This window comes from Promicromonospora sp. NPDC052451, from assembly GCF_044547525.1.
In the GTDB taxonomy this organism is placed as follows: domain Bacteria; phylum Actinomycetota; class Actinomycetes; order Actinomycetales; family Cellulomonadaceae; genus Promicromonospora.
The window spans coordinates 76,303-98,968 of sequence record NZ_JBIUAP010000008.1 but is presented as its reverse complement, the minus strand read 5'-3'; the positions used below and the strand labels follow the sequence as shown (position 1 = coordinate 98,968).

The window sequence follows — 22,666 nt, the reverse complement described above, 5'->3', positions numbered from 1 at the left end:
CTTCGGTGATCGCGTGCGGTTCGACCGCGACGGCCCTGGTCAGGGCCGTCGCGGCCGGCGTGCGATCAAGGTAGCGGGAGCCACTGACACGTCGGCGCGCTCGGGCTCCGGACGAGGTCAGTACTCGCTCTTCTTCTCCCAGTCCGGGTCGAACGCCCCGCCCTCCGCCACGGACACGTAGTCCCGGTAGGAGACCGCGAGCAGCACCTTCGGCACGTCCTGCACCGCGATCCGGCCGTGGTCGTTCCAGGTCCCGGTGCGCCGGAACACGAGGTGCTGCACGGCCGCCGTGATGTTCTCCTCGGGCAGGAACGCGCCGGTGAACTCGATCTCCACCGTGAGGCCGAGCGACGGGTACTCCTTGCAGTAGGCCGAGAACCATCCGGCGTCCTCCGCCTGCGAGCGCGTGTACCCCAGCTTGGTGGCGCGGCCACGGATCGTGAACGAGTCGCTCAGCCAGCCGTTGTGCGTGTCGATCACGGTGGCCGTGCCCGGCAGGTCGGGCAGGGCCGCTCCCGCCTGCTGGTCACCCAGCCCCTGGTCGAACAACGGCGTGACCTCGTAGTCGGCGAGGTGCGCCCGCCAGGCCGGTGCCCCGCGGTCGGGGTCGTCGCCCAGCGTGACCGCGTGCACCACGAACACCCGTGCGTCGTCCGGCAGCGTGACGTCCTCGTCGTCGACGCCGATCAGCGCGCCGCCGTCGCCGGGCCGGAACGTGACGGCCGTGGCCGCCCCGGGCACCTCGGCCGCCCACACGAGCCGCGCCGCGAGCCGCGCCATCAGCGGGTGCCCGAGCACGAACTCGCTCCAGTCGGCGAACGTCCACGTGCGCCCGGTGACCATGGCCTCGGCGAACCGCTGGGTCTGCAGCGCGACGACCGCCTTCAGCTCGGCACGCGACTCCTTGAGCTGCCGCTTCGCGTCGGCGTACGCCTCCTCGTCGTCGGACGCGCGCCTGGCCGGCAGGGACTTGACCACCTTGCCGGACGGGTTGCGCAGCTCGAGCGTGAAGGCCTCGGTGATGCGCCCCGTGACCACCCGCTCGCCCGCGGGCCCGCCGAGGTCGAGCCGCAGGATGCCGTCGTCGTCGAACCCCGCGGTCTGGACCGTGCGGTCGGCGAGCTGGTCGGCGTCCCAGCCGTTGCGGTCGGCGATGTCCTGCGCCAGCGCGGTCGCCGTCTCCTGGACCGTGCGCTGCTTGAACCGGCGCGAGACGGCGAGGAGCTGCTGCACCGCTGCCCGGTCGCCGTTGGCGGCGAGCGCCCGCACCAGGTACTCGGCCTGGGCGCGGCGACCCTTGTGCGCGGAGAAGTAGTGCTGGGCGGTCGACGCGAGCTCGGCACCGGGCATGCCGACGGTCAGGGCGAGCAGGCCCTTCTCCTGCGTGGCCGACCCGAGGTAGGTGGCCTGGTGGTCGCGGTACAGGCCCTTCCATACGTCCTCGACGGTCTTGCCGGCCTCGCCCGCGTAGTACTCGGGGTAGCGCTTGATCATGGACTGGAGGTTGTTCCAGTTGGCCTGCGCGAAGTGGTCGGCGTGGGCGCGCGAGCTCTCGATGTCGGGGCCGCGGGTGTCCTGCGCCACCCAGGCGCGCAGCACGAACGACCCGAGCGCCGCCCGCGAGGCCGGGTCCAGGAGGCCGACGTACCGGGCGATCAGGCCCTCGCCGCTGGGCGACTTGAGCTTCGTGGCCAGGACGAGCCACCAGCGGACCACGTCCCGCGGGACGACGCCGCCCGGCTCGCCGTCGGCGCCGGCGGCCCAGCGGACGTCCGGCACCTGCTCGAACGGGAACCAGCCGAGGGCGGCCGGCACCTTGGCCCGGAGCCCCTTGACCGCCTCGGCCTGCAGGATCTCCGGCGCGAGGTCGGCCGCGATGTCGTCGCCGAGCGACTCCAGGGCGGACAGCAGCGCCGCGCGCACCGCCTCGCGCCGCTCCTTGCCGAGCGCGGCGCGCAGGGCCGGCACGGCGGCCGGGTCGCCGATGCGGCCGAGCCACGCCGCGGCCGAGGCCCGCACCTCTCCCTTGGTGTCCGCGAGCGCCTGCTCGGCCAGCGGGCGCGCGCCGGCGTGCGCCTCGAGCACCTGCTGGGCGGCGAGCCGGTGGGTCTTGCCGGACCCGAGGGCGAGCGCGGTCAGGCCTGGTAGCAGCATCGGCGGCACGGCCGGGAACTCGCGCAGCACGTCGAGCGCCTTGGCGATGCGCTCACCGCCGATCTCACCGGACTGCAGGATGCGGTCCAGCAGCTCCGGCCGCTCCGCGAACCACGGCCAGGACACCGACGCCGGGATCTCCTCCTGCCCCCACCACCGGTGCAGCACGAGCTCGGTGATGAGCTCCTCGGGCTCCTGCACCTGCACGCGCACCAGGGCCTCGTGGAGCTGGCGCAGGTCGGTGAGCTCGTCGAGATTCCCGCGCAGGCTCCACAGCAGGTTGTTCCGGTTGCCCCGGCCCGCGTGCACCAGCGCCTGCAGGCGGATGTGCACCATGAGGCCCTGCCCCGCGAACGGGTCGCGACGGCGTTCGGTGAGCCACTGGACGAGCGCGGAGGCCTGGTAGCGGCCGAGCTTCTTGACCGGCTCCCGACCGGACAGCGCGCCCGGCAGCGCGTCGAGGTCCTTGTCCGTGATCTTCTGCAGCCGGTCGAGGTTGTTCTGGGCGGACCGCAGGGCCCAGTCCTTCGAGTTCACCGAGAACCGCTTCTTCATCTCGGCGAGGTTGTCGCGCGCCTCGACCGTCGCCTTCTCGATGTCGGCGCGGAGCTGGGCCAGCCAGGCGTCGTCGAGCAGGACGTCGGGCAGCGGCTGCCACTCCGGCAGCTCGACGGCGGCCGTCTCGACGGGCGTCTCCAGCGCGCGGGAGCGCTCCAGGGTCTGCTCCAGCAGCCTGACCCGTGCGCCCTGCCCGCCCGCGACCTTGCCGTTCTCGTCGCGCAGCGGGGCGAGGGCCGCCGCGCACGCGTCGAGGCCGCCCTCCAGCGCCACCAGGCGGGTCACGGCCTCGGCGAGCCGGCCCGACGGCGCACCGGCCAGGTACGGCGCGAGCAGTGCCACCTGCTGGTCGTCGGGAAGGCCCGCGAGATGCTTGAGGGCCGCGACGCGCACGCCCTTGGCGGAGTCGACGGCGAGCTCCGCGACGATCCGCGCGAACTGTTCACCCGGGGCCTCCTGCGTCGACAGGCGCGTGCCGATACGGCCGAGCACCTCCTCCTTGCCGGCCGCGGTCAGCGTCGGGACGACGTCGGCCAGGAGCGGGGCGTGCTCGCCGACGTACTCGCCGAAGGCGGCGGACTTCATGATCCCCTCGCGGGCGTCGGAGTACCAGGACCGGCTCTTCGCGGACCGGTGCACGATCGCGACGAGCACGGTGCGCGCGACGTCGTCGGCCGGGACGCCGCCCTCGGCCGCCGCCTCCTCGAACGTGGCGGGCGTCCAGCGGGTGCGCGTGGGCTGGTCGCCCGTGCCGGGCCGGTTGCGCTTGGGCGTGCCGATGTGCCCGATGTCGTGCACCAGGAGCGAGAGCCACTCGGGGACGCCCGGGATCTCGACCGTCTCGCAGGCCTGCGCCAGCAGGCGGGCGAGCCGGACGACCTGCTCCATGGAGCCGGTCACGTAGATGCGCCGGCGCGCGTTGACGCCCTTGTCCGTGGTCCAGCCCTTGTGCCGGGCGGCGACCTTCTTGACGAGGTCGGGCGAGACCCAGCTCGACCAGTAGGTGGTGCGGCCCGGCTGGTCCAGCAGCCGGTCGACGTCGTCCGTGGCGGCGGACGCCACGCCCGTCAGGACCTCCGGCGTGGTGCCCTGCAGCACGTAACCCACCGCGTCCTCGTACAGACCGTCGCTGACCAGCAACAACGGGGCCAGCGCATCCGCTGCGCCCCGCGCCGTCTCGTCGCCGCCCAGCACCCGGTCCATCAGCTCCTGCAGCATCTCGCCCCATCACGTCGTCGTCGGCCCCGGGGCAGAGCTCGCCCCTGGATCGTGCCGCCTCCGGCAGCACGCGCCACAAGGTACTGGTGGCCTCTGACACGCCCGTGCGCCCGGCCGAGGACCGGGCGCACGGGCACGGACGGCTAGGGCGCCAGCCGGTGCAGGTCCCGCGGGAACGGCGTCACCTCGCGCACGTTGGCGGCCCCGGCCAGCCGCGCCACCCAGCGCTCCAGACCGATGGCGAACCCACCGTGCGGCGGCATCCCGTGCCGGAACGCCGCCAGGTACGACGCGTACGCGGCCGGGTCCTCGCCCCGGGCCGCGAGGGCCGCCACGTAGTCGGCGTACCGGTGCAGCCGCTGGCCGCCGGTCACGAGCTCCAGGCCGCGGAACAGCAGGTCGAAGCTGTTGCTCCACCGCTCGTCACCGGGCTGCGGGTGGGTGTAGAAGGGCCGCTTCGCCATCGGGTAGCCCTCGATCACGACGAAGTCGGACCCGTGCTCCGCCAGCGCCCACCGACCCAGCGCCCGCTCGTGCTCCGGCGCCAGGTCGGGCTCGTCGGCGGGCGCGCCGACCAGCCGCAGGGCGTCGGCGAAGTGGAGCACCGGGAACGCGTCCGGGACGCGCGGCACCTCGACGCCCAGCCGGTCGGCGGCCCCCGACGCGCGGACGGCGTCCGACATCCCGGCCAGGACGTCGCGCAGCACCGCCAGCACGTCCCGGTGGTCGCGCACGAACCCGAGCTCGACGTCCAGGGAGCGGTACTCCGCCAGGTGCCGCACCGTGTCGTGCGGCTCGGCCCGGAACACCGGCCCCACCTCGTAGACCCGCTCGAAGACGCCGACCATCTGCTGCTTGTAGAACTGCGGGGACTGCGCCAGGTAGGCGGGCCGCCCGAAGTAGTCGACCTCGAACACGTTCGCGCCCGACTCGGTGGCGGTACCCACGAGCTTGGGCGTGCACACCTCGGTGAACCCCGCGGCGTCGAGGGTCGCGCGGAACCCGTGCAGGCTCGCGGCGGCGACCTCCCACCGCGCCTTCTGCGCAGGGTGCCGCCAGGCGACGGCGGCGTGGTCGAGCAGCGTGGGCAGCGCCGCCGTCAGCGCAGGCCGCCACAGCTCGACGGGCGGCGTCTCCGCCGCGTCGGTGAGGGCCACGATCTCCGGTTCCGTGACCTCCACGCCGCCGGGGGCCTGCGGGTTGGCGGTGACGGTGCCGGTCACCTCGACCGTGGTCTCCTCGGGCGGCACGTCCGGTGCGTCCTGCCCGGCGCCGGTGCGCACCACCACCTGGGCGAGGCCGGTACGGTCCCGCAGCACCAGGAACGTCACGGTCGCGAGCTCCCGGCGCCGGTTGACCCAGCCCTGCAGGCGCACGTGTGCACCGGCTGGAGCGGCCGGCAGGTCACGGGCCAGGACACGTCCGGGTTCGGGGGTGCCGGTCGGCGACGCGGTCAGGGACGGCAAGGGTGGTCTCATCATTCCTCCAGAAGGCGCAGGCCCTGGAGGAGCGGGCGGGGGCTAGGTCGCGGTGCCACCACTCCTTTGCCGGGAAGCCCCGGCCTCTCGTCGGTACGCCGCACGCGCGGGCGGGCGCCTGCCCGGCGGACCGGACCGAGGTTCGTCACGCCTCACGCTCACCACCGCACACGCTATGCCCGACGGCGGTCGTGGCGCCACCACGAATCCGTTCACACCCGCCCGGAGACCACCTCCGTGAGCCAGGTCCGTACGGCACGCCCCACCGCGGCGTCGTCCTCCAGGGGCACCAGGTGGCCGCGCCCGGGGAAGGTGACCACCTCCGGGTCGCCGGGCAGCGCCGCGCGGAGCCGGGCGGCCTGCTCGACCGGGATCCACGGGTCGGCGGCGGCCCAGCCGATGCGCACCGGGCTGCGCGCCGCGCCGAGCCGGCGCACGATCGGCGCGGTGTGCTCGGGCGAGAGCCGGGCGATCTGCCGGTAGAAGGCGGCCTGGCCCACGGCGTCGAGCCAGGGTTCGGCGAGCGTGGCCACCACGTCGTCCGGCAGGCCGTGGTTGGCGGCCCCGGCGATGTACTCCCGCACCAGGGCGGCGTGCAGCGGCCCGGGCACGGCCGCGAAGACGGGTTCGTGCTCGGCCACGAGCCGGAAGAACGGCGACCCCCAGGGGTCCAACGTCACGATGTCGAGCAGGAACAGGCTCGCGACCTCCACGCCCTCCAGCAGGTGGGCGCCGAGCGCCACGGCTCCCCCGATGTCGTGCGCCACCACGTGCGGCCGGTCCAGCGACCAGTGCCCGAGCAGCGCAGCCAGACGGCGGCGCTGGGTCACGAGGTCGACCGCGACGTCGGCCCCCTTGGGCGAGGCGCCGTACCCGGGCATGTCCCAGAGGAAGACCCGGTGGTCGCGGCCCAGGGCCCGGGCCACGGGCGCCCACACCCGCGCCGACCAGGGGGTGCCGTGGCAGAGCACGACGTCACCGGCCGGGCGCCGGCCCTCCGGCTCCAGCACGTAGGTGGCGACGCGGACACCGCCGTCGGGCTCCGCATCGCCACCGGGCAGCTCGACCAGGACGGGCGGGGGCAGGCCGGCACCGGATGCCGGATCGAACGAGGTACCGGGCATGCCCCGACGCTAGCGCGAGCCACCGACACCCCTCACGAAGAGAGCTTAGGCTGCCCTAACTTCTGCTGTTATGCTCGCAACGTGATGACATCTTGTCAGCACACCAGCGTCGCGCCGGAGGAGAACCCGTGAGCCTGCCCGTCGAGGAATTCGCCCCCGTCCCCCTGTCCGCCCTGCTGCGCGAGGGCACTCGCGTCGCGCACGGCGAGGCCAACTCCGAGCAGTTCATCGAAGAACTCATGTCCGGCGCCCTGACGCGAGCCGCGTACGCCGACCTCTCGGCCCAGCTCCTCGTGGTGTACGAGGCCCTGGAGGAGGCGAGCGCCGCCCTCGGCACCGACCATCGCGGCGCCGGCCTGGTGTTCCAGGAGCTCACCCGCGTGCCCGCGATCGAGCGGGACCTGGCGTTCCTGTACGGCCCGTCGTGGCGCGAGGAGATCCGCGTCCTGCCGGCCACCCGCGCCTACGCGGACCACGTCCGCGAGGTCGGCGGCAGCCTGCCGCACTACGCGGCGCACTCCTACACGCGCTACCTGGGCGACCTGTCGGGCGGCCAGATCGTCAAGCGGATGATGAAGCAGCACTACGGCCTGGACGAGGAGGGCCTCGCGTTCTACACCTTCCCCGACATCCCGAAGGTGAAGGTGTTCAAGGACGCCTACCGCCACCAGCTCGACCTGCTCGACCTCGACGAGGACGAGGTGGCGGCCACCCTCGCGGAGACGCACCTGGCGTTCCGCCTGAACCGGGCGGTCTTCACGGAGCTCGCCGAGGTCCACTGCTGACCCTGTGACCTGCGCGTCCGACATCTCACTTCGTCTGACTTGTCACAGCGCAGGGGGGTCACAACCAGGCCGGCTGCGGTGTCAACTCGGGTATGGACACCATCGAACGGCGCATCTCCACCACCGCACTGGTCATCGGCACCGGGGGCTCCGGCCTCCGGGCCGCGATCGAGCTCGCCGAGCAGGGGGTGGACGTCCTCGCGCTGGGCAAGCGCCCCCGCATGGACGCCCACACCTCGCTCGCCGCGGGCGGCATCAACGCGGCTCTCGGCACGATGGACGCGGAGGACAGCTGGCAGCAGCACGCCGCCGACACCATCAAGGAGAGCTACTTCCTGGCCAACCCGCACACGGCCGAGATCGTCGCGCGGGGCGCCGCCCAGGGCATCGCCGACCTGGAGCGGTACGGCATGGCCTTCGCCCGGGAGGAGGACGGCCGCATCTCGCAGCGATTCTTCGGCGCGCACACCTACCGCCGCACCGCGTTCGCCGGCGACTACACGGGCCTGGAGATCCAGCGGTCCCTGGTCAACCGGGCCACGCAGCTCGACATCCCGATCCTGGACTCCGTGTACGTCACCCGGATCCTGACGCACGACGGCGCCGTCTTCGGCGCCTACGGCTTCGACCTCACCGACGGCACGCCCTACCTGATCCACGCCGACGCCGTGATCCTCGCCGCGGGCGGGCACAACCGCATCTGGCGGCGCACGTCCTCGCGCCGTGACGAGAACACCGGCGACTCGTTCCGCCTGGCCGTCGAGGCGGGCGCCCGGCTGCGCGACCCGGAGCTGGTGCAGTTCCACCCGTCGGGCATCCTGGAGCCCGAGAACGCGGCGGGCACGCTGGTCTCCGAGGCGGCGCGCGGCGAGGGCGGCATCCTGCGCAACGCGCTGGGCGAGCGGTTCATGGCGACGTACGACCCCGAGCGGATGGAGCTGTCCACCCGCGACCGCGTTGCCCTGGCCGCCTACACCGAGATCAAGGAGGGGCGCGGCACAGCCAACGGCGGCGTCTGGCTCGACGTCTCGCACCTGCCGCGGGAGACGATCATGACGCGCCTGCCGCGCGTCTACCAGACGATGCTCGAGCTGCAGATGCTCGACATCACCACCGACCCGATCGAGATCGCGCCCACCGCGCACTACTCGATGGGCGGCGTCTGGGTGCGGCCCGAGGACCACAGCACCGAGGTGGACGGCCTGTACGCGATCGGCGAGGCGTCCAGCGGCCTGCACGGCGCCAACCGCCTGGGCGGCAACTCGCTGATCGAGCTGCTGGTCTTCGGCCGCATCGTCGGACGCGCCGCCGCGGCCTACTCCGCCGGCCTGGAGGCCCAGCGTCGCTCCCACGACGCCGAGGCCCGCGCCCGCGCCGAGGTCGCCGACCTGCTGGCCGCCGACGGCACCGAGAACGTACGCGCCCTGCAGCGCGCCGTGCGCAACACGATGACCGAGCACGCGGGCGTCGTCCGGGACGAGGCGGGGCTGCTCGCAGGCATCGAGGAGCTGGCCGAGATCGAGGAGCGCGCCACGCACGTGGGCGTGCACCCGGACATCGCGGGCTACCAGGACCTCGCCCACGCGTTCGACCTCAAGGCGTCCCTCATCGCGGCTCGGGCCACGCTGGAGGCCGCGCTCGAGCGGCGCGAGACCCGCGGCTGCCACAACCGCAGCGACTACCCGGACCTGGACCCGAACCTGCAGGTGAACCTGGTCTGGTCGCCGTCGACGGGCATCGTCCGCGAGGAGATCCCCGCCGTCCCGGAGGAGATCGCCACCCTGATCGCGGCCCAGGAGGTCTCGACGGCAGGCAAGCTGGTCGAGTAAGCCGGGGGGCTCAGCGCGACGGCAGCGGGTCGCGGAGGATCAGCCGCGGCTCCACCAGCACGTACGTCGGCTCCTGGGCGGCGTCGTGGACCAGTACGACACTGCCCGTGGGCCCCATCAGGAGGTCCAGCACCCCGGCCGCGACCTGCTCCGGGAGCTGCTCCACGCTGCTGATGCCCAGCGCCTCGGCGGCCGGGGTGTTGTCGAACCCGACCACGGGCAGCTCGGGCCGGCCCAGCGCCGTCGCCGCGAGGTGCGCACCGATGGCGAGGGAGTCGCTCACGCAGACGATCGCGTCCACGGCCGGTCGGGCCGTGAGGGCGGCGCCGGTCAGGTCCCGCGCCAGGCTCACGCTCTCCTCGGTGTGCCAGCGGGGGCCGACGGCGCCGGCAGCGGTCATCGCCTCGTGCCAGCCGCGGGCGCGGTCGTCGCCCGTCCCCGATCCTTCCGGCCAGCCGAGGAACGCGATCGTGGACCGGCCGCGGTCGAGCAGGTGCCGGGTGGCCGCGCGGGTGCCGGCGGCGCCGTCGACGTCGGCCCAGGAGTGCGGCGGCACGCCGCCGTCGGACCGCCAGGGGCGGCCGAACGAGACGAACGGGACGCCGCGCTCCTGCAGCCAGGTGGTTCGGGTGTCCTCGTGGGACGTACCGGTGAGCACGACGGCGTCGATCTCGCCGCCGTCGACGAGGTCGCCGATGCGGTCGATCTCCTCGCCCGGTGTGCGTGCCGCGTACAGCAGCACCCGCATGCCGCGCTCGCTGGCGTGCTCGGTCAGGGCGTGGACGAAACGGTCGAGCACCACCCCGGAGATGCCGCCCGCGTACGGGTCGAGCCGCACGCCGAGGGTGGAGCTGCGCCGGGTGCGCAGCCGGCGGGCGGCGGCGTGCGGGCGGTAGCCGAGCTCGGCGATGGCGCGCTGCACGCGTTCCCGCGTGGGCGCCCGGACGATCTCCGGGGAGTTGAGCACGTTGGAGACGGTCTGCCGGGACACGCCGGCGGCGCGGGCGACGTCCTGCACGGTGGGGACCTTCGCCATGGTGATCCCTCCTGCCCGCCGTCGTGAACCAGCCTGCGCCGCCCGCAGCCGGGGCGTCCGGAACGTCATCCTAGGGCGGCACCCGGCCTTGACATCCCGCCCGGGCGCTCCCTAATCTCAGGCTCAGCATAATTTGATCGTTCAAATTTGCCACGTCACGGGACTCGTCAAGGGAGAAGAGACAATGACACGGCCCATCTCGCGCACGGCCGCGGGCGCCGGCGCGCTCCTCGCGGCCGGTGTGCTCACGCTCACCGCCTGCGGCGGCTCCGGCTTCGAGGAGCCCGCCCAGGGCGACCCGACCACGAGCGCGCTGACCAGCTCCGACGACGCGCTCTCGGTCCTGATCGGGTCGTCCGGCGACGCCGAGACCGACGCGGTCACCGAGGCCGTCGCGGCCTGGTCCGCCGACTCCGGCGTCGAGGCCGAGGTCCAGGTCGCCTCCGACCTGCCGCAGCAGCTCTCGCAGGGCTTCGCGGCCGGTTCCCCGCCGGACCTGTTCTACCTGGCGCCCGAGACCATCGCGGGCTACGCCGAGAACGGCTCGCTGCAGCCCTACGGCGACCTGCTGGCGAACAAGGACGACTTCTACCCGTCGCTCGTGGAGAACTTCACCGTCGACGACACGTTCTACTGCGCGCCCAAGGACTTCTCGACCCTGGCGCTCGTCATCAACACCCAGCTCTGGGCGGACGCCGGCCTGACCGACGCCGACATCCCCACCACGTGGGACGAGCTGGCCGCCGTGGCCGAGCAGCTCACCACCGACGACCAGGTGGGCCTCTCGTTCGGCGCCGAGTACCAGCGCGTGGGCACCTTCATGGCCCAGGCCGGCGGCGGCCTCGTGGTCGACGGCGAGCCCGTGGCCGACAGCGCGGGCAGCGTCGAGGGCCTGGACTACGTCAAGAGCCACCTCGAGGACGGCACGTTCGCGTACGCGGCAGACCTCGGCGCCGGCTGGGGCGGCGAGGCCCTCGGCAAGGGGCTGGCCGCCATGGTCATCGAGGGCAACTGGGTCACCGGGGCACTGACGAACGACTTCCCCGACATCGAGTACCAGGTCGCCGAGCTGCCCGCCGGACCCGCCGGCCAGGGCACGCTGCAGTTCACCAACTGCTGGGGCATGGCCGCCGACAGCCCCAACCAGGAGGCCGCCCTCAGCCTGGTGGAGCACCTGACGAGCACCGAGCAGCAGCTCGCGTTCTCGGAGGCGTTCGGCCCGATGCCGTCCATCGACTCGGCCGCGGCCGACTGGAGCGCCGCCAACCCGGACCTCACCGCCTTCCTCGACGGCGCCGCGTACGCACAGTTCCCGCCGAACTGGGCCGGAGCGACCGACGTCATCACCGACCTCAACGCGCAGCTCGAGTCGCTGGAGTCCGGTGACCCGCAGACGATCCTGGAGACGGCGCAGTCGAACCTCGAAGCGATCGCCGAGTAGGCACGCATGTCCCTTCTCGCGTCGCCGCGTGACGCCGCACCCCGCCGTGCCGGGTCCCCTCGCGGGATCCGGCACGGCGAGGCCGTGGCCGGCTGGCTCTTCACCCTGCCCGTGCTCGTGATCCTGGGCGTGTTCCTGCTCGTCCCGGTCCTGATGGCGCTCTGGGTCAGCTTCTCGGACTGGTCCGGGCGCGGCAGCCCCCTGTCGTCCGGCGTCGGCTTCGTGGGGCTGGACAACTACGCGGCGGTCACCACGGGCGGCGGCCTGGCCGAGCGCGACTTCGGCGTCGCGCTGCGCAACAACGCCTGGTACGTGCTGCTGGTGGTCCCGCTGCAGACGGCGCTCGCCCTGTTCCTCGCGGTGCTCGTCAACCGCGCGGCGCTGCGGGGGCGCGGCGTGTTCCGGACGGCCTTCTACTTCCCGTCCGTCACCAGCTCGGTGGCGATCACGGTGCTGTGGCTGTTCCTGTTCTCCACATCGGGCGTGGTGAACACGGTCCTCGCCCGGGTCGGCATCGCCGGGCCCAACTGGTTCAACGAGCCGAGCGGCGTGCTGCACAACCTGCTGGCCGCGTTCGGCGTCCGGTCCGGGCCCGATGCCCTGACGCAGCACGGCTTTCTCGGCCTCACGTGGTGGGACTGGCTGGCCGGGCCCTCGGTCGCGATGTCCGCGTTCGTGCTCATGGCGATCTTCACCACCAGCGGCACGTTCATGCTGCTGTTCGTCGCGGGCCTGCAGAACATCGCCCCCGAGGTCGAGGAGGCCGCGATGGTCGACGGCGCGAACGGCTGGCAGCGGTTCTGGCGCATCACGCTCCCCCAGCTGCGGCCCACGCTGTTCACGGTGCTGACCCTGGGCCTGATCGGCTGCTGGCAGGTGTTCGACCAGATCTACACCGGCACCCAGGGCGGCCCCGGCAAGACGACGCTCACGCCCGCCTACCTCAGCTACCAGTCGGCGTTCCTGTCGCAGGAGTGGGGCCAGGGCGCGGCGATCGCGTTCATCCTGTTCGTCATCATCGTGCTGCTGACCATCCTGCAACGGTGGGTCCTGCGCGAACGCCCCGACGTCCCCCGCCGGGCCCGGCGCCGCGCCGCATCCCCGGGGGCCGCCCGATGAGCGCCCCGGCCCGCCCTCCGCTGCGCACCCGCCGGCGGTCGCGCACGGGCCTGACGTGGCAGGTCGGCCTCTACGCGCTGCTGGTCCTGCTGGCGCTGGTCTACGTGTACCCGTTCCTGGTCCAGCTCGCGACGTCCGTCAAGACCGAGGCGGACGCCGCCGCGGACCCGGTCTCGCTCGTCCCCGACCCGCTGACCTGGTCGGCCTACGGGCGCCTGTTCCTGCGGTCGGACTTCCCGGTCTGGTTCGCCAACTCCGCCGTCGTCACGGTGCTCGTCACCGCGGGCCGCGTGTTCTTCGACTCCCTGGCGGGCTACGCGCTGGCCCGGCTGCGCTTCCGTGGCCGCGGCGTGGTCTACGCGGCGCTCGTGGCCGTCATGGCGGTGCCCACGGTGGTGCTGCTGATCCCCAAGTTCCTCGTGATCAACCAGCTCGGCATCTACGACTCGTACGCGGGCATGGTGCTGCCGCTGCTCGTGGACGCGGCGGGCGTGTTCATCATGAAGAACTTCTTCGAGTCCGTCCCGGCCTCGGTCGAGGAGCAGGCCCGCATCGACGGCGCCGGCACCTTCCGGATCTTCTGGTCCGTGGTGCTGCCCATGGCCCGGCCCGCGCTCGTCACCATCGTCATCCTGTCGTTCCAGGGCTCCTGGAACGAGCTGAGCCACTTCATCGTCTCCGCCCAGTCCCCCGAGCTGACCACGCTCACCAAGGGCGTCGCCTCCCTGGCCAGCGGCCAGCTCAGCCAGGGCAGCCAGTACCCGATCAAGCTCGCCGCCGCGGCGATCATGACCATCCCCGTGGCGGTCGTGTTCTTCGTGTTCCAGCGGCGCATCATGAACACCAGCGAAGGAGCCGTCAAGGAATGACGACGTCCAGCATGACGCCGAGCCTCACGCCGCCCACCACCCGGCCCCTCCAGCCGCTGCTCGACGACGCCGTCATCGCGCTGCGCGCCCCGACCCAGGTCTGGTCCGGCCGCGACGGCGACCTGGGCGCGGCGCCGGTCGACGGCGTCTACCACGGCGACGTCCGGCACGTGCGCGGCCTCGTGCTGGAGTGCGCGGAGTCGGCCGTCGAGTACGTCTCCGTCGCGCCCGAGAGCGCCTCGCGGGTGGTGTTCGGCGGGCTGCTGCGCGGTGCGGACGACGCCCAGCCCGACCCCAAGGTGCGCCTCGTGCGCGACCGGCGCGTCACGGACGGGTCGCTCACGGAGACCTGGACGGTCGCCTCCCACCTGACCGAGCCGGCGAGCATCACGCTCCGCCTGCGCCTGCGCCCGGACTTCACGACGCTGCACGAGGTCAAGGCCGGGCTGGCCGGCCCGGCCGGTGCCATGGACGAGCCCGGGCACGCCCTCGCCGTCACCACCGCACCGGGCACGGCGACGGCGGCCTCGGGCACCCGATCGCTCACCCTCACCGCCGACGGCGCGACCGTGACCACCGCCGCGGACGGCGAGATCGTGGCCTCCTGGGCGCTCGACGTCCCGGCCCGCGGCAGCGCCGAGGCCGCCTGGACCCTCGACCTGCACGACGACGCCCTGGTCGTCCGGGGCGCCGGAGGCACCTGGCCCGGCCGCCCCGCCGGCTCCAGCGGCGTCAGCCGGCCCACCGTCCCCGCCGGGGCCGACCCCCGCCTCGGCCGCTGGCTCGACACCGCCCTCGACGACCTCGACGCCCTGCGGCTGACCCTGCCGGACCAGCCCGGCGACGAGTTCTTCGCCGCCGGGGCGCCCTGGTTCTTCACGCTCTTCGGCCGGGACGCGATCTGGGCCGCCCGGCTCGCGCTCCCCGTCGACGTCCGCATCGCGGCCTCCACCCTGCGCGTGCTCGCCCGGCTGCAGGGCACCACGCACGACGTCGGCACCGCCCAGGAACCCGGCAAGATCCTGCACGAACTGCGCGCCGCACCGCTGGAGATCCCGGGCGAGGGCATCGTCCTGCCGCCGCTGTACTACGGCAGCGTCGACTCCACCCCCCTGTGGGTCTGCCTGCTCGCCGACGCCTGGCGCACGGGCATGCCCGACGACGAGGTCGCGGCCCTGGTGCCCGCGCTCCGCGGCGCCCTGACCTGGCTGGTCGAGCACGGCGACAGCGACGGCGACGGGTTCCTCGACTACATCGACCGCACCGGCCGCGGCCTGGCCAACCAGGGCTGGAAGGACTCCGGCGACTCCATCCAGTGGCGCGACGGCAGCCTCGCCGAGGGGCCGATCGCGCTCTGCGAGGTCCAGGGCTACGCCTACGAGGCGGCGCTCGCGGGCGCCGAGATCCTGGAGACCCTCGGGGCGACGGCGGGCGGCGCGACGGCCGACGACCCGCTGCACCCGGACCGGCTGCGGGCTTGGGCCGCGGACCTGCGCACCCGGTTCGCGCAGGCGTACTGGGTCGAGACCCCGGAGGGCCGGTACCCGGCCGTCGCGCTCGACCGGCACAAGCGGCCGGTCGACACGCTGACGAGCAACATCGGGCACCTGCTCGGCACCGGCATCCTGGACGCGGCCGAGGAGGAGCACGTCGCGGGCCTACTGCTCGGCCCCACGATGTCGTCCGGGTTCGGCATCCGCACCATGTCGACGGACGCCGCGGGGTACTGGCCGCTGTCGTACCACGGGGGCAGCGTCTGGACGCACGACACCGCCATCGCCGTGCACGGCATGCACCGGGCGGGCCTGGCCGGCCACGCCCGGCGCGCGGTCGACGGCCTGCTCGCGGCGGCCGAGGGCTTCGCCTACCGGGTCCCGGAGCTGCATGCGGGCGATCCCGCCACCCGGGCCGGCGTCCCCACGCCCTACCCGGCGGCCTGCCGCCCGCAGGCGTGGTCGGCCGCGGCGGCGGTCACCTGTCTCGCGGTGGCGGGCGCGCACGCCGTCACCGCCTGACCCGGACTGCCCGGAGGTCCGCCGCGGACGTCGCGCGGCGGACCTCTCCGTGTGCCCCGGCACGCCAAAGGTAATCTTTCGTCATGAACCGGGTGACCCTCCAGGACGTGGCTCGTCATGCCGGGGTCTCCATGAAGACCGTGTCCAACGTGGTACGCGGCTACCAGCACGTCAGCCCGCAGATGCGCGAGCGCGTGCAGGCCGCGATCGACGAGCTCGGCTACCGCCCCAACCGCACCGGCCGCAGCCTCGCGACAGGACGGTCGAGCATGCTCGGGCTCGCGTTCCCCGACCTGCGGCGGCCGTACTTCGCGGAGCTCGCGCACGTCTTCGCCCGGGTCGCCGAGGCACGCGGCTACCGCCTGCTGCTCGCGGAGACGGGCGCGACGGCGGACGGCGAGCGGTCCGTGCTGCGCGACCCCGAGCACGGGATCATGGACGGGATGGTGCTCCAGCCGCAGGTCCTGGCCGCTCGCGACCTGGACGACCAGCGGCACGGCCTGCCCATCGTCTTCCTCGGCGAGGACCCCCAGCCCGACGGCGCGGACCAGGTGGCGATCGACAACGTCGCCGCGGCCCGCGATGCCGTCCGGCACCTGGTGCGCGCGGGACGGCGCCGCATCGGCTTCCTCGGCCACGAGACCGACCACATCTCGTGGACCTCCAGGCTGCGGATGGAGGGCTACCGCGCCGCGCTCACCGAGGCGGGCCTGCCCGTCGACCCGGACCTGCTGGTCACCCGGCGGCAGGACGGCGACGCCCGCGACGCCGAGGAGGCCCTCGGTGCCGCGCTGGACGCCGGGCTGCAGCTGGACAGCCTGCTGTGCCGCGACGACCTCGCCGCGATCGGCGCCCTGCGTGCCCTGCGCCGGCACGGCCTGGACGTCCCGGGCGACGTCGCGGTGATCGGCTGGGACGCCATCGAGCTGGGTGCGAGCACCGCGCCGAGCCTGACGTCGGTCGCGCCGGACACCCGGGCGCTCGCCGAGCAGGCCCTCGACCTGCTGCTGGAACGCCTGGAGGGCTACGCGGGCCCGGGCCGCCACGTCACGGTGGGCCACCGGATCGAGTTCCGCGAGAGCGCCCCGGAGCTCATGCCCTGAGCAACCCCGGTGGCCCCGCCGGCGAGATCGGCCCTCCCCTCAACCAGGTCGGCGCTCCCCCGCCCAGGTCGGCACTCCCCTCAACCAGGTCCGCGCTCCCCCGCCCAGGTCGGCACTCCCCTCAACCAGGTCGGCAGTTTGCTTCGAAGTCGGTCCAGGCCTGTGCCGACTTCGATGCAAACTGCCGACCTTCGAAGCAAACTGCCGACGCCGGAGCAGCCCGACGCGCCCCAGCGGGGCAGCCCGACGCGCGCCGCCGGGGCAGCCCCTCAGCGCGCCGCCGGGTCGACCGCCGCGAGCTGCTCCACCAGCGCCGCGCGCACCGTCTCCGGCAGGTCGACGGCGGTGAGCTCGGCGATCTTCTGCGCCACCGGACGCGTGCTCCTGACCACGTCCCACGCCTCCAGCTTCTCCGGGTTGCCCCACTGCGCGCTCTCCAGGACGACGCGCGCCGCCTCGGTCCGGTCCGCGCCGACCCGCAGCGGCCCGCCCGCGACCCGGACGACGATCTCGCCGGTCACGGGCCCCGACGCGCGCACGCTCCAGCGGCCGTCGACACCGTCCACCGGGACCGGGACGCCGTTCACCGTCACCGGGCCCGCGGGGATGCCGGCAAGGAACGTCACCGTCCACTCGCGGTGCGCGGGCACCGCTGTCGCGTCGCCGCGGACCGGCTCGATCCGGAGCTCGCCCGCGTCACGGTCCCAGCGCAGCGTGGTCGTCGCGGCAGGACCGTCACCGGCGGTCGGTGCACCGTTGATCGCGGCAAGGCCGTCGACCGACGCGCCATCGTCCGCCACGACGCCGTCCTCGACGTCCTCCCCCAGCACCAGCTCGCCGGACGCCCCCGGTGCCACGAGCACCTCCAGCGCCTCGGGGTTGCGCGTGGCGTCCAGGTCGGTCCCGCCGTCCAACGGCAGGATGCCGCCCTCGCGCAGCAGCACCGGGACGGAACCCAGCGTCCGGTGCATCTCGACGGTGCGCCCGCCCTGGTAGACGGCGTCCGTGAAGATGTCGGTCCACAGCCCCTCGGGCAGCCACACGCGCACGCTCCCCCGCAGGGACGCGGCGTCCCGCGGCGTCGTGATCGGCGCGACCAGCAGCTCGCTGCCGAACGCGTACTGGTTGGGCACGCCGTACGCCTCGTGCCGGCGCGGCTCCAGGTGGTACATCGGCCGCACGAGCGGCACGCCCGCCGCCGCACGGTGGTTCATCGTGTGCAGGTAGGGCACCATGCGGTGGCGGAACCGCAGCGCATCGGTCATCGCGGCACGGTGCTCCGGCGGGAACTGCCACGGTTCCTTGCGAATGAACGGGTTGTTCGCGGAGTGCAGCCGCATGATCGGCGAGAAGACGCCGGACTGCACCCACCGGGTGGCCAGCTCGTCGTCCCGCACGCCGCGGGTGTGGCCGCCGATGTCGTGGCTCCACCAGGAGTAGCCGATGTTGGCCGCGGTCGCGGTGAACTCCGGCTGGAACGCGAGCGACGCCCACGAGACCACGGTGTCGCCGGAGAACCCGACCGCGTACCGGTGGCTGCCGGGTCCGGCGTACCGGGAGAACGTCATGCCCGGCCGGCCGTCGCGCGCGGCGTCGAGGTGGTGGAAGTGGTTCAGCACCCACAGCGGGTCCACGCCGGGCATGCCCGAGGTGCGGCCCTGCTGCCAGTCGATCCACCAGAAGTCGACGCCCTGCTCCTCCAGCGGGTGGTGCAGGTGCTCGAAGTAGGCCTGCAGGAACGCCGGGTCGGTCGGGTCGAACCCGAGGGGATGCCCGCTGTCCGGGTCCACGCCCAGGGCGCGGGCCATGGCCGGGTAGGCGTCCTCGAAGGCTCGGACGCCGTCGGCCGGGTGCAGGTTGAGCGTGGTGCGCAGGCCGCGCTCGTGCAGGGCGCGCAGGAACGCCGCCGGGTCGGGGAACAGCGTGGGCTCCCACGAGTACCCGGTCCAGCTGCTGCCGTACTCGGGCGGCACCGACCCCACGCGGTGCCAGTCCATGTCGATCACCGCGACGGAGAACGGCACGCCCTCCTCGTCGAACCGGTCCATCAGCGCCAGGTAGGACTCGTCGCTGTACGGGTGGTACCGGCTCCACCAGTTGCCCAGTGCCCAGCGCGGCAGCCGCATCGGGTTGCCGGAGACCCGGTAGAGGTCACCGACGGCGTCGGCGTAGTCGCGGCCGTGCACGAACACGTACAGGTCCTGCCGGCCGGGCACCCGGGAGCCCACCCAGCCGTCGTCCTCGAACAGGAACGAGGCCGAGTCGTCGATCACGCCGATCCCGTCGGGCGCCACGACGCCTGGTTCCAGGTCGGTCCGGCCGTCGACGTCGTCCAGCGTGCGGGCGGTCCCACCGAGGTCGCGCGTGGGCTCGCCGTACCGCCAGCGCCCGGAGTCGCGCCCCAGCACCTCGACGACGAGCCCGCTGGCGGAGAACTCCCCGCCGTCGTACCGCAGGCGGGCGCGGCGCGTGGTGACCACGACGCCGTCCCCCACGCGCTCGACGGCGAACTCGGCCGGCGGCAGGTCCCGGCGGATCGCGAACGTCGAGGCGCGGTCCTCGAAGCCGCCGTCGGCCGACCGTTCGACGCGGAACACGCCCTCGGTCAGCACGGTGATCCGCCAGCCGGCGCCGAGCACCTGCTGCTCGGGCCGCGCGTGCGGGGCGGCGTCGGGCAGCGGGCGGACGACGGGCAGGCTGTCGACGGTCTGAGACATGTGGCTCCTCGGGAGTCGGTGGTGCGGGTGGTGCGGCGGCCGGGGGTCAGTGCTTGACGGCGCCCTGCGTCACGCCGCTGATCACCCAGCGCTGCGCGAACAGGTACACGACGATCGTCGGCGCCATCGCCATGAGGTACGACGCGAACGCGACGTTGTAGTTGGTGCCGAACTGGCTCTGGAAGATGTTCTGCACCACGGGCAGCGTCTGCAGCGTGGGGTCGGACATGATGAGCGACGGCATCATGAAGTCGTTCCACGAGGCGAGGAAGGCGAAGATGCCGACCGTCGCGTTCATGGGACCGAGCAGCGGCAGCATGATCCGCCAGAAGATCTGCCCCGTGCTCGCGCCGTCGATCCGGGCGCTCTCCTCCAGCTCGACGGGGATGGAGCGCAGGTAGGCCGTGTAGAGCAGCACGCTGAACGAGAGCTGGAACATGGCGTGCAGGATCCCCACGCCCAGCGGGTTGTCCAGGCCGGTGAGCGCCGTGAGCTGGATCTGCGGCAGCGCGACCACGGGGAACGGCAGGAACAGCGCCACCAGCAGGTAGATCATCGACCAGCGGAAGAACCGGTGGGACCAGTTCCGCGCGATGGCGTAGGCCGCCAGCGAGCTCAGCAGCAGCGTGAGCACGACGGCGATCGCCGCGACCGCCACGGAGATCCCGAACGAGACCGGGAACCGGGTCAGCGACCACGCCTCGGCGAAGCTGGCCGGGTTGAACGGCGCCGGCAGGGAGAACGCGTTGCCGTCGGCGGACTGCGCGCTGGTCTTGAACGCCATCGACAGCGTGACGTAGAGCGGCACGAAGACCGTGAGCGTCGCCAGGCAGAGCAGAACGGTCAGCGGCCAGTTGGTGCGGTGGGCCCGGCCCGTGGCGCCGGGCCGGTTGCGGGGGCGGACGGCGGGGCGCGGCGCGGCCGCGCGGGTCGTGTCGACGGTGGTCACAGCTGGACCGCCCTTCCTCGGGTGGCGACGATCTGGGCGACGGAGATGAGCGCGGTGACGATCAGGAAGACCGTGGCGTTGGCCATCTGGTAGGCGTAGTCGCCGCCGGTGAAGCCGCCGAAGATCGTCATGGCGACGCTGCTGGTCGACGTGCCGGGACCGCCGCCGGTCAGACCGACGATGACGTCGTAGACGCCGAGGTAGCCCTTCACGCCGAGGATCGTGTTGATGAGGATGAAGCCCGCGATGAGCGGCACCGTGATCGACCGGAACTGCCGCCACGGGGAGGCGCCGTCCAGGGCGCTGGCCTCGTACAGCTCGCCGGGGATCGAGGTGAGACCGGCGGTGTAGACCAGCAGCGCGCCGGGGATGGTCTGCCACGCGGACACGATCACGATGGACAGCCACGCCAGGTCCGGGTTGCCGAGGATGCTCTCCTCCAGCGGCCCGAACCCGACCGCCGTGGCGATCGCGGGCAGCGAGTTGGAGAACAGGAAGTTGAACACGTAGGCCACGACGATGCCGGAGACCACCATCGGGATGACGAACACCGTGCGCAGGGTGGTCACGAAGCGGATGCGCCGGGACAGCGCCACGGCCAGCGCCAGGGCGATCACCTGCGCCACGACCACGGTGACCAGCGCGAACCCGAGCGTGAACCCGTAGGACTCCAGGATCCGCGGGTCGCTGAAGAGCGCCGCGTAGTTGCGCAACCCCAGGAACGACCAGTCCCCGAAGCCGACGTAGTCGGTGAGGCTGTAGAAGATGCCGATCAGCGCCGGGACCACGACGAACGCCGTGAACACGAGCAGCGTCGGCACCAGGAACAGGTAGAAGACCGGCTCGACGCGCCGGCCGCCCGACCGGTGCCGGTCTCCTCGCCCTCCCTCCGCGGTGGGCAGGGGCACTGCGGCTTGTGCGGTCATCGTCGCTCCTCGTCGAGCCGGGCAGGTTCCAGGTGATACAACGTTGTGCCATTCATACGGTCGCGCCCCGTCCCGCCAGGCGGCGCCAGTCGGCGTCGAGCTGGCGCAGCATGCCCTCGAAGTTGCCGCTGCGGATGGCGGACTGCAGGTAGTTGCCCAGCGGGATCGACGTGGGCACGAACGTGCCCGCGCCCTGGTAGAAGGCCGCGCGGTCCACGTACTCCTGGAGCCCGGCCAGCCGCTCGTCACGCTGCGGCGGGGCGTCCTTGAGGGTCGAGTAGGCGAGGTTGTCGGCGTTGTAGGCGTTGATGATGTCGGGCCGCATGAGGAACTCGACCAGCTCGCGCGCCTCCTCCTGGTGCTGCGACGCCGTCGGGATCCACAGGCCGAGGTCGATGTTGACCCGGGCCTGCCGGTCGTCCGGGTTCTCGGAGACCGGCAGCGGGAACGTGCCGATCTCCAGGTCGGGGTCCACCAGCGCGATCTGGCTGAGCGCCCAGGGCCCCTGGAGGTACATGGCGGCCTCGCCCTTGCCGAACGCCAGGTTGCCGTCCGCGTAGGCGCGCACCGCGTGGTCCGGGTTGAAGTACGACGAGACGGTCTTGGCGCGCTCCATCGGCACGGCGAAGTCCTTCTCGAACGACACCTCGGAGTCGGGACCCACCTCGGTGCCGAGCTCCTTCATCCGCGCGAAGAACTCTCCCGGCGCCACGAGGCTGCCCACCGAGTAGTCGAACAGGCCCTGCCACAGGGTCCAGGTGTCCCGGTCGGTCGCGTAGACCGGCGTGATCCCGGCGCGGCTGAGCTCCTCGCAGACGTCGACGAACTGCGACCAGGTCTCCGGCACCGGCAGGTCGTGGTCGCGGAAGATCTTCTTGTTGTAGATGACGCCCGCGGCGGCGAGCGAGTACGGCAGCACGCTCGTGCGCCCGGGGTAGGTCGCGTACTGGTCCGTCAGCTCGCCGATGTCGGTCCGGACCGTCTGCGCCGACGGCAGGTCGGAGAGGTCACCGAGCACCCCGCGCTTGATGTACCGGGCGAGCTCCAGGTTGTCGTTGAAGCAACCGACGTCGGCGGGCTCGTTGCGCACGAACTGCGGCGCGATGGCCACGGTCGAGTCGTGCACCACGGTGATGCCGGGCCGCTCCTTCTCGAACCGGCGCAGCAGCTCGTCGAAGTAGGCGATGACCTCTTGCTTCTGCTCGTAGAAGCGCAGCGTGGTGCCCCCACCGGAGGACCCGGTGGGCGACGCGCAGCCCGCTGCACCCAGTGCGAGAAGTGCGGCCGAGCCGGCCAGGAACGACCGGCGGCTCAGCGGGACGGAACGGCTGAAACCTGCACTCAC

General features: G+C 73.0%; 15 protein-coding genes. 7 read left to right on the top strand and 8 right to left on the bottom strand.

The annotated features are described in order from the left end of the window. Positions 1–117: 117 nt before the first annotated feature. From ACIG47_RS15730 to ACIG47_RS15720, 3 genes are all read right to left on the bottom strand, one after another. Positions 118–3,930, bottom strand: a complete 3,813-nt coding sequence (locus tag ACIG47_RS15730) for a DUF4132 domain-containing protein (protein WP_397431894.1) — start codon at positions 3,928–3,930, stop codon at positions 118–120. Positions 3,931–4,073: 143 nt separating this feature from the next. Further along, on the bottom strand, positions 4,074–5,408 hold the full coding sequence (gene aspS, locus ACIG47_RS15725) for an aspartate--tRNA(Asn) ligase (RefSeq protein ID WP_397431892.1): 1,335 nt from the start codon (positions 5,406–5,408) through the stop codon (positions 4,074–4,076). A gap of 212 nt (positions 5,409–5,620) precedes the next feature. After that, complete coding sequence (locus tag ACIG47_RS15720; protein ID WP_397431891.1) at positions 5,621–6,532, bottom strand: alpha/beta fold hydrolase; 912 nt, start codon at positions 6,530–6,532, stop codon at positions 5,621–5,623. Between the two features lie 128 nt (positions 6,533–6,660). Between ACIG47_RS15720 and ACIG47_RS15715 the strand changes: the two genes are divergently transcribed. Continuing rightward, positions 6,661–7,317, top strand: coding sequence for a heme oxygenase (biliverdin-producing) (locus ACIG47_RS15715; protein WP_397417583.1), 657 nt, complete (start codon positions 6,661–6,663; stop codon positions 7,315–7,317). 92 nt (positions 7,318–7,409) lie between these two features. Next, positions 7,410–9,146: an FAD-binding protein gene (locus ACIG47_RS15710; protein ID WP_397431889.1), complete on the top strand. Its 1,737-nt coding sequence runs from the start codon at positions 7,410–7,412 to the stop codon at positions 9,144–9,146. Between the two features lie 10 nt (positions 9,147–9,156). Here ACIG47_RS15710 and ACIG47_RS15705 read toward each other — a convergent pair whose 3' ends face one another. Next, on the bottom strand, positions 9,157–10,182 hold the full coding sequence (locus ACIG47_RS15705; RefSeq protein ID WP_397431887.1) for a LacI family DNA-binding transcriptional regulator: 1,026 nt from the start codon (positions 10,180–10,182) through the stop codon (positions 9,157–9,159). 184 nt (positions 10,183–10,366) lie between these two features. On the opposite strand from ACIG47_RS15705, the gene ACIG47_RS15700 reads away from it, so the two are divergent. The 5 genes from ACIG47_RS15700 to ACIG47_RS15680 all read left to right on the top strand — a co-directional run bounded on the left by ACIG47_RS15700 (position 10,367) and on the right by ACIG47_RS15680 (position 16,729). Beyond that, positions 10,367–11,623, top strand: a complete 1,257-nt coding sequence (locus tag ACIG47_RS15700) for an extracellular solute-binding protein (protein WP_397431885.1) — start codon at positions 10,367–10,369, stop codon at positions 11,621–11,623. A gap of 6 nt (positions 11,624–11,629) precedes the next feature. Further along, positions 11,630–12,742, top strand: coding sequence for a carbohydrate ABC transporter permease (locus tag ACIG47_RS15695; RefSeq protein ID WP_397431884.1), 1,113 nt, complete (start codon positions 11,630–11,632; stop codon positions 12,740–12,742). Continuing rightward, positions 12,739–13,611 carry a carbohydrate ABC transporter permease gene (locus tag ACIG47_RS15690; protein WP_397431882.1) on the top strand — a complete coding sequence of 291 codons (873 nt, stop codon included), beginning with the start codon at positions 12,739–12,741 and terminating at the stop codon, positions 13,609–13,611. Before ACIG47_RS15695 ends, ACIG47_RS15690 begins: the two co-directional genes overlap by 4 nt. Then, complete coding sequence (locus ACIG47_RS15685; protein WP_397431881.1) at positions 13,608–15,626, top strand: glycogen debranching N-terminal domain-containing protein; 2,019 nt, start codon at positions 13,608–13,610, stop codon at positions 15,624–15,626. The genes ACIG47_RS15690 and ACIG47_RS15685 overlap by 4 nt, the downstream gene beginning before the upstream one ends. 83 nt (positions 15,627–15,709) lie before the next feature. Next, complete coding sequence (locus tag ACIG47_RS15680) at positions 15,710–16,729, top strand: LacI family DNA-binding transcriptional regulator (protein WP_397431880.1); 1,020 nt, start codon at positions 15,710–15,712, stop codon at positions 16,727–16,729. A 269-nt stretch (positions 16,730–16,998) separates the two neighbouring features. Here ACIG47_RS15680 and ACIG47_RS15675 read toward each other — a convergent pair whose 3' ends face one another. The 4 genes from ACIG47_RS15675 to ACIG47_RS15660 are packed head-to-tail and all read right to left on the bottom strand — an operon-like array spanning position 16,999 to position 22,666. Next, on the bottom strand, positions 16,999–19,446 hold the full coding sequence (locus ACIG47_RS15675; protein WP_397431878.1) for a TIM-barrel domain-containing protein: 2,448 nt from the start codon (positions 19,444–19,446) through the stop codon (positions 16,999–17,001). A 46-nt stretch (positions 19,447–19,492) separates the two neighbouring features. Then, positions 19,493–20,395: a carbohydrate ABC transporter permease gene (locus ACIG47_RS15670; RefSeq protein WP_397431876.1), complete on the bottom strand. Its 903-nt coding sequence runs from the start codon at positions 20,393–20,395 to the stop codon at positions 19,493–19,495. Beyond that, a complete protein-coding gene (locus ACIG47_RS15665; RefSeq protein ID WP_397431875.1) occupies positions 20,392–21,321 on the bottom strand; it encodes a carbohydrate ABC transporter permease in 930 nt (309 codons plus the stop codon). The genes ACIG47_RS15670 and ACIG47_RS15665 overlap by 4 nt, the downstream gene beginning before the upstream one ends. Before the next feature lie 52 nt (positions 21,322–21,373). After that, positions 21,374–22,666, bottom strand: a complete 1,293-nt coding sequence (locus ACIG47_RS15660) for an ABC transporter substrate-binding protein (RefSeq protein WP_397431874.1) — start codon at positions 22,664–22,666, stop codon at positions 21,374–21,376.